Source organism: Paractinoplanes aksuensis (assembly GCF_024137025.1).
GTDB classification, from domain to species: Bacteria; Actinomycetota; Actinomycetes; order Mycobacteriales; family Micromonosporaceae; genus Actinoplanes; species Actinoplanes aksuensis.
Genome location: NZ_JAMYJR010000041.1, coordinates 182,472 through 189,903, shown reverse-complemented (window position 1 = coordinate 189,903; position 7,432 = coordinate 182,472). Strand labels below are relative to the sequence as shown.

Sequence of the window (7,432 nt, the reverse complement as noted above, 5' to 3'; positions counted from 1 at the left end):
ACTGCCGGGAGCCCAGGTCGAACGGACTGCCGGCGGTGAAGTAGGCCTGCATCATGTCGATCAGGAGCAGGGCCGGGGGGGGCCCCCCCCCCCGGGCCCCCCCCCGCTGAGTCTGGTCCTTCTGGCTGTCAGGCCAGGCGGCGGACCACGTAGTTCGAGCCGATCATCTTGCGCTTCGACACCCGGGCACCGGTGTGCGGGGAGTCGTACATGTAACCACTGCCGGCATAGATGCCGGCGTGGTAGCCGTACGAGCCGTTGCGGAAGATGATGAGGTCGCCGATCTGCTTCTTCGACTTGGCGATCCCCGTGCCGTACTTCTGCTGCGAGTTGGCCTTGTGCGGCAGCTTCTTACCGGTGGTCTTGCGGTAGACGTACATCGTGTAGCCCGAGCAGTCGAAACGCGTCGGACCGGCGGCACCGAACTTGTACAGCGAGCCGACGTGCTTCCTCGCCTCGTTGATGATCTTGTTGCCGTTCGGCACGACGCTCACGTACGTCTTGCCGCCCGTCAGCGAGGCGAACTTGGCCGACCCGGCGTAGACCGCACGCAGGTAACCGCTGGCGCCGGGCTTGAACGAGAGCGCAACGGAACCGCTGCTGCCCAGGTTCTTCGACGTCTGGTTGACCCACTTGCCCTTGCGGAACGCCTGCAGGCGCACCGTTCCGGACGTGACGACCTTGCCGTTGGTCGGGTTGATGTACTTCGCGGTCACCTTGACGCTCGCACCGGACTTCACCTTGCGGGTGGAGTACGAGGTCTTGACCACGGGCTTTACCTTGGCCGAGGCAGCCGCCGCCGTGATGGGGGTGGCGGTGGCGGCACTCGCGGGCGAACCAGCGACGAGCTGGCCGGCGCAGAGGCAGAGACCCAGTGACAGTGCGATGGTGCCGGCGCCGCGCATGCGGCGGCCCCGGCTCGAACTGTGTCCGTGCACGGTAGAGATATCCCTCCGGCACGCCTGCGAGGTTAGCTGTCGGGTTCGGGCGGGAAGGCTGCCCGGTCGCCTTTCGGCAACTTCACCCCAAGGTCTTCTCCGTGATCGCCACCGGAGCGGGTGGCGCGGAGAGGACCGCAATTGGGTCCCCCGTCCCTGCCCCCGTTTGCCTGTGTTGGTGGTACGTGGTGCTCGGGTGGTCGCGTCGACCGGCCCGGGGCAGGGCTCGGCGTGAACCAGGTCGTCGCGAGTCGGGCAGCGGGCGCTGCCGGCCAGACCTTGCTACCCGAATTTCTCGAAGGTTGCAGTATCCGATTTCGTCACGCAGAGTGATTGGCATGTGAGTGACTGTCCGATTTGCTACCAGGCGGCGACAAATGCCATGACGACCCGTGATCGGTAAATTACTCACTGTCCAAAGTTACGGGTGAATCAGAACACATAATTCTTCAGCACCATTTGGGTGACCGGTGCCGAATATTCACTCTTCCGCCGTTCAAACCTTTCTCACCGGCCGAAATGGCGTCCGCCGAACGGTTGGTCTCGATGCCTTCCGCAGGGCGTCGGCCCCGGGCGCTGAAATCGGACTCTCGGCAACTCGACGTAACCTGCCGTTCCGGTACCCTCGTCGCCGTGACGGACGGGAAAATGCCCCTGCGGGCCAAGGTCGCGACCTCCGTGTCGAAGACCGCGGCCGCGCTCTCCAGGGCCGCGGGACGCGGCGACGGCTCGGTCATCGGCGGCTGGATCGGCCTCAAGATCGACCCCGATCTGCTGACCCACCTGGCGGCCGGCCGTGCCATCGCGCTCGTCTCCGGCACCAACGGCAAGACGACAACTACCCGGCTCGCGGCGGCCGCGCTCGGCGTGCTGGGCCCGGTGGCCACCAACTCGTTCGGCGCCAACATGCCCACCGGGCACACGTCGGCCCTGGCCAAGGCCGGGGCCACGCCGTTCGCGGTGCTCGAGGTCGACGAGCACTACCTGGCCCGGGTGATCGACGAGACCAACCCGCGCGTGGTGGCGCTGCTCAACCTGTCCCGCGACCAGCTCGACCGGGCCAAAGAGGTCGCGATGATGGCCCAGATGTGGCGCACCGCGCTGGCCGGCCACCCCGACGTCGCCGTGGTGGCCAACGCCGACGACCCGATGGTGGTCTGGGCGGCCCACGGTTCCTCGCACATCACCTGGTTCAGCGCCGGCCAGCGCTGGCTCGACGACTCCTTCGTCTGCCCCGAGAGCGGCCACCCGATCGAGCGGGCCAACGGCGACTGGTGGTGCACCGGCTGCCCGCTGCGCCGCCCGCACGCCCAGTGGCGCGTCGAGGACGACGGTGTGGTCGACCCGCGCGGCGACTGGCACCTGGTCAAACTGCAGCTGCCGGGCACGGTCAACATCGGTAACGCGGCCACCGCGCTGGCTGTGGCGGCCGAGTTCGGGGTCCGCGCCATCGAGGCGCTCCCCCGCCTGTCCACGGTCGCCTCGATCGCCGGCCGCTACGCCCAGGTCGACCGGGACGGCCGCAACATCCGGCTCCTGCTGGCCAAGAACCCGGCCAGCTGGCTCGAGGCGTTCGACATGGCCGAGCAGGCCCCCACGCTGCTCTCCATCAACGCGCGCGACCCCGACGGTTTCGACACGTCGTGGCTGTACGACGTCGACTTCTCACCCCTGCACAACCGCCCGGTGCTGATCACCGGCGACCGGGCCTTCGACCTGGCCGTACGACTCGAAGTGAACGGAATCCCGTTCCGGCACGTGTTGAGTTTCGACGAGGCGATCCAGTCGGTCCCGATGGGACGCCTCGAAGTGATCGCCAACTACACGGCGTTCCAGGACATCCGAGCGGAGTTGGACCGTGTCAACTGAGGCCCTCAGAATCGTCTGGATCTTTCCGGACCTGCTGTCGACCTACGGCGACCGCGGCAACCTGCTCATCCTGGCCCGCCGGGCGGCCATCCGCGGCATCCCGGTCGAGACGTACTCGGTGCGCTCCGACCAGCCCATGCCCTCGACGGCGGACATCTACCTGATCGGCGGCGGCGAGGACGGCCCGCAGGCCCTGGCCGCCCAGCGCCTGATCAACGACGGCGGCCTGCACCGCGCCGTCAACCAGGGCGCGGCGGTGCTGGCCATCTGCGCGGGTTACCAGTTGTTCGGTCACTCGTTCTTCGCCAAGGGGACGAAATGCCCCGGGCTGGGCCTGCTCGACCTGCACTCCGACCGGGGCGAGACCCGCGCCGTGGGCGAGATCCGCGGCGACATCGACCCCCGGCTGGGCCTGCCCCCGCTGAGCGGTTTCGAGAACCACGGCGGCCGCACCCACCTGGGCCCGGGCGTCGCCCCACTGGCCCGGGTGACCGCCGGCATTGGCAATGACGGGCAAACCGAGGGAGCATGGCACGGGAAGATTCTCGGGACGTACTCCCACGGCCCCGCGCTCGCTCGCAACCCAGCTATAGCCGATCTGCTACTGCGTTGGGCCACCGGCGCGGATAGTCTTCCCCCTGTTGACGACACCTGGCCCGACAAGCTTCGAGCCGAACGACTCGCGGCTGCCGGCGCCTGACCCTGACCTCGACGAGCATTGGGCGGTAAACCTGCATGACTGACATCCTGATCGCCCCGCGGGGCGCACAGCCCGCGCTGGACCCTCAGGTTCCTCAGCTCTCGCAGCACACCCCGACGTCGATGGGCTGGAAGCGGCGTCTGACCCGTTTCGGCATCCTCGGCGCGGTCCTGGCCGGTGTGGCCGTAGCCGCCGCGGTCCTGCCCTTGCAGGACATCGCCGACCAGTTCGCCCGCCTCGGCCCCGCCGCCGCGGTGGTCATGGCCGTGGTCGGCGGCCTGCTCCTGTCGGTGCTCGTCCCCCGCACAGCCATCACCCTGGCCTGCGGCGCCGTCCTGGGCGCCGCCACCGGCGCCGCCACGGCCCTGGCGGCCGCGGTGATCGCCGCAGCCGCCACCTATTACGCCGGCCGCTGGGTCGGCCGCGGCGCCCTGTCCGCCCGCACCGGCGGCAAACTGGAGCGCCTGGACGGCTGGCTGAACCGCCGAGGCCTCTCCGCGGTACTGCTGGTCCGCTTCCTCCCCCTGGCCCCCTTCGGCCTGGTCGGCTACGCCTACGGCACCACCAGCGTCTGCCGCAAGCGCTACCTGCTGGGCACCACACTGGCCAGCATCCCGTCCGCCGTCAGCTACGCCGTCATCGGCGCCGCAGTGGTGCGCCCCGGCGAGATGAGCCCGCTGAGCCTGGCTCCCGCCCTGATCGGCTTCACCCTCACCACCAGCATCATCGTGTGGTGGAAGCGCTCCGCCAAGAAGGCCGCAGCAGCCGCCGCCATCGCCTGACCTAAGAAAAGGGAGCCCGCCGCACACCGTGCGGCGGGCTTTTCCATACCCCCACCCCTAAGGCTTGGGTGATCTCCTCGCGACGGCAGCCAAAGCCACATCGTGAAGAGAGGGAGGACGCAACCGGGGTGTGGTTGCGTCCTCCCTCTCTTTGCGATCCACTACGGCCGCCGTCGCGAGGAGATCACCCAAGCCCTCCACCGCAACCATCGCCAGAGAGATCTCCGAGCGATGGCCGGGGTCTGGGGCGGCGCCCCAGGGTCTTACACCACAACACTGACCAGGCGGCCGGCGACGACGATGACCTTCTTGGGCTCACGTCCGCCCAGAGCCTCAGCCACCGCGGCCAAAGCCTCAGCCCGCACCTCGGCCTCAGGGGCGGTAGGCGCCACTTCCACGCGAGCCTTGACCTTCCCGTTCACCTGCACCGGGTAAGTAACAGACTCAGCCTTCAGCTGCTCCGGATCGGCGATGGGGAACGCCGCATAAGCCAGCGACCCCGAGTGCCCCAGCTTCCCCCACAGCTCCTCAGCCAGGTGAGGCGCGAACGGCGACAGCATCAGCACCAGCGGCTCCACTGCCTCGCGCGACACAGACGGCAGCGGCGTCAGCGTGTTGGTCAGCTCGATCAGCTTCGCAATGGCCGTGTTGAACCGCAGCTCGTCCAGGTCTTCAGTGACCCCAGCGATCGTGCGGTGCAGGTGCTTGCGGACGGAAGGCTCCAGCGGCTCGTCGCCGACCCGGGCCGCACCCGACTCCTCGTCGACGACCAGGCGCCACACCCGCTGCAGGAAACGCTGCGACCCCACCACGGCCCGCGTCTCCCACGGCCGCGACACGTCCAGCGGACCCATCGCCATCTCGTACACGCGGAACGTGTCCGCCCCGTACTGCTCACACATCTCATCCGGCGTGACGACGTTCTTCAGCGACTTGCCCATCTTGCCGTACTCGCGGATGACCTCCACGCCGTCGAACAGGTACTTCCCGTCGCGCTCGGTCACCTCCTCGGCCGGCACGATGACCCCACGGGCATCCCGGTAGGCGTACGCCTGGATGTACCCCTGGTTGAACAGCTTCCGGAACGGCTCGAACGACGAGACGTGCCCCAGGTCGTACAGCACCTTGTGCCAGAACCGCGCGTACAGCAGGTGCAGCACAGCGTGCTCCACCCCACCGACGTACAGATCCACGCCACCGCAGTCGCCGTCGCGCTGCGGCCCCATCCAGTACGCCTCGTTGTCCTTGTCGACCAGGCGCTCGGCGTTGTTCGGGTCCAGGTAGCGCAGCTCGTACCAGCACGAACCGGCCCACTGCGGCATCGTGTTGGTCTCGCGGGTGTACGTCTTCAGACCGTCACCCAGGTCCAGCTCGACGTTGACCCAGTCCTTCTTGCGCGACAGCGGGGTCTCGGGCTCGCTGTCGGCGTCGTCGGCGTCGAAGGTGCGCGGCGAGAAGTCGTCGACGTCGGGCAGCACGACCGGCAGCATCGACTCGGGCAGCGCGACGGGCAGGCCGGTCTCGTCGTAGACGATCGGGAACGGCTCGCCCCAGTAGCGCTGCCGGCTGAACAGCCAGTCGCGCAGGCGGAACGTGGTCGCGCCCTTGCCGTGGCCGTGCTGCTCCAGCCAGCTGATCATGGCCGCCTTGGCGTCGACGACGCCCATACCGTCCAGCCAGTCGCTGTTGATGGCCACGTCGTCGCCGGTGAACGCGCCCTCGAAACCTTCGGGGGCCCGGACCGTACGGATGATCGGCAGCTCGAAGACCTCGGCGAACTCCCAGTCGCGGGTGTCCTGGCCGGGCACCGCCATGATCGCGCCGGTGCCGTAGCCGGCCAGCACGTAGTCGGCGATGAAGACCGGGACCTCTTTGCCGTTGACCGGGTTGGTGGCGTACGCGCCGGTGAAGACGCCGGTCTTGTCCTTGCCCTCGGTGCGCTGCTCGTCGGTCTTGGCCGCGGCTTCCGCCCGGTACGCGGCAACGGCCGCGGCCGGGGAGCCGGCGCCGCCGGTCCACTTGGCGTTCGTCCCGGCGGGCCAGGCTGCCGGCACGATGGTGTCGACCAGCGCGTGCTCGGGGGCCAGCACCATGTAGGTCGCGCCGAACAGCGTGTCCGGCCGCGTGGTGAAGACGGTGATCTTGTCGGCCCCGACCGCGAAGTCGACGTGGGCGCCCCGCGAGCGGCCGATCCAGTTGCGCTGCATCAGCTTGACCGGCTCCGGCCAGTCCAGGGTGTCCAGGTCCTCGACCAGGCGGTCACCGAACGCGGTGATCCGCATCATCCACTGCTTCAGGCTGCGCTGGAAGACCGGGAAGTTGCCGCGCTCGCTGCGCCCGTCGGGCGTGACCTCTTCGTTGGCCAGCACCGTGCCCAGGCCGGGACACCAGTTGACCGGCGCCTCGCTGACGTAGGCCAGGCGGTGGTCGTCGATCAGCTTGCGCCGCTCGACCGCGGACAGCTCACCCCACGGCCGGCCGTCCGGGGTGGGCTTCGATCCTTCCGCGTACGCCGAGATCAGCGTGTCGATCGGGCGGGCCTTGCGCACCGCGGGGTCGTACCAGGAGTTGAAGACCTGCAGGAAGATCCACTGCGTCCACCGGTAGTAGTCCGGGTCGGTGGTCGAGAAGGAACGGCGGTCGTCGTAGGCCAGGCCCAGGCGGCGCAGCTGATTCTTGTAACGCTCGACGTTGGCCGCCGTGGTCACGGCCGGGTGGGTGCCGGTCTGCACCGCGTACTGCTCGGCGGGCAGTCCGAACGCGTCGAAGCCCATCGGGTGCAGCACGTTGAAGCCGGCCATCCGCTTGTAGCGGGTGTAGCTGTCGGTGCCGATGTAGCCGAGCGGGTGGCCGACGTGCAGGCCCGCACCCGACGGGTACGGGAACATGTCCTGGACGTGCAGCTTGGGCGCCCCGGCCCGCGGGTGCGCAGGGTCGGCCAGCTCACCGGCCGGGTTGGGCGCCTGGAAGGTCCCGTTCTCGGCCCAGTAGGCCTGCCAGCGCGGCTCGATCTCGTTGGCCAGCGCGGCGGTGTAACGGAACTTCGGGGTCTCTGACTCGCTCATGGTCTCGGCATCCGTCCTTAGGGTGGCTGGGCATGAAAAAACCCCTCACGCAGGAGGGGTCGCCGTGCTGTTCCGCTA

The 7,432-nt window shown here is 68.7% G+C and carries 5 protein-coding genes and 1 riboswitch; of the genes, 3 read left to right on the top strand and 2 right to left on the bottom strand.

Features of this window, described 5'->3' with window-relative positions:
* Positions 1–128: 128 nt before the first annotated feature.
* The gene (locus tag M1L60_RS36755) at positions 129–938 is read right to left on the bottom strand and encodes a C40 family peptidase (protein ID WP_253242161.1); all 810 of its coding nucleotides are present in this window, start codon (positions 936–938) and stop codon (positions 129–131) included.
* A 6-nt stretch (positions 939–944) separates the two neighbouring features.
* A riboswitch (cyclic di-AMP (ydaO/yuaA leader) is annotated at positions 945–1,129 on the bottom strand.
* Between the two features lie 457 nt (positions 1,130–1,586).
* On the opposite strand from M1L60_RS36755, the gene M1L60_RS36750 reads away from it, so the two are divergent.
* The 3 genes from M1L60_RS36750 to M1L60_RS36740 are packed head-to-tail and all read left to right on the top strand — an operon-like array spanning position 1,587 to position 4,289.
* Positions 1,587–2,807, top strand: a complete 1,221-nt coding sequence (locus M1L60_RS36750) for a Mur ligase family protein (protein ID WP_253242179.1) — start codon at positions 1,587–1,589, stop codon at positions 2,805–2,807.
* Positions 2,797–3,507, top strand: coding sequence for a type 1 glutamine amidotransferase (locus M1L60_RS36745; protein ID WP_253242160.1), 711 nt, complete (start codon positions 2,797–2,799; stop codon positions 3,505–3,507). The genes M1L60_RS36750 and M1L60_RS36745 overlap by 11 nt, the downstream gene beginning before the upstream one ends.
* Before the next feature lie 35 nt (positions 3,508–3,542).
* Positions 3,543–4,289, top strand: coding sequence for a TVP38/TMEM64 family protein (locus M1L60_RS36740; protein WP_253242159.1), 747 nt, complete (start codon positions 3,543–3,545; stop codon positions 4,287–4,289).
* Positions 4,290–4,552: 263 nt separating this feature from the next.
* Here M1L60_RS36740 and leuS read toward each other — a convergent pair whose 3' ends face one another.
* On the bottom strand, positions 4,553–7,354 hold the full coding sequence (gene leuS, locus M1L60_RS36735) for a leucine--tRNA ligase (RefSeq protein ID WP_253242158.1): 2,802 nt from the start codon (positions 7,352–7,354) through the stop codon (positions 4,553–4,555).
* Between the last annotated feature and the right edge of the window lie 78 nt (positions 7,355–7,432).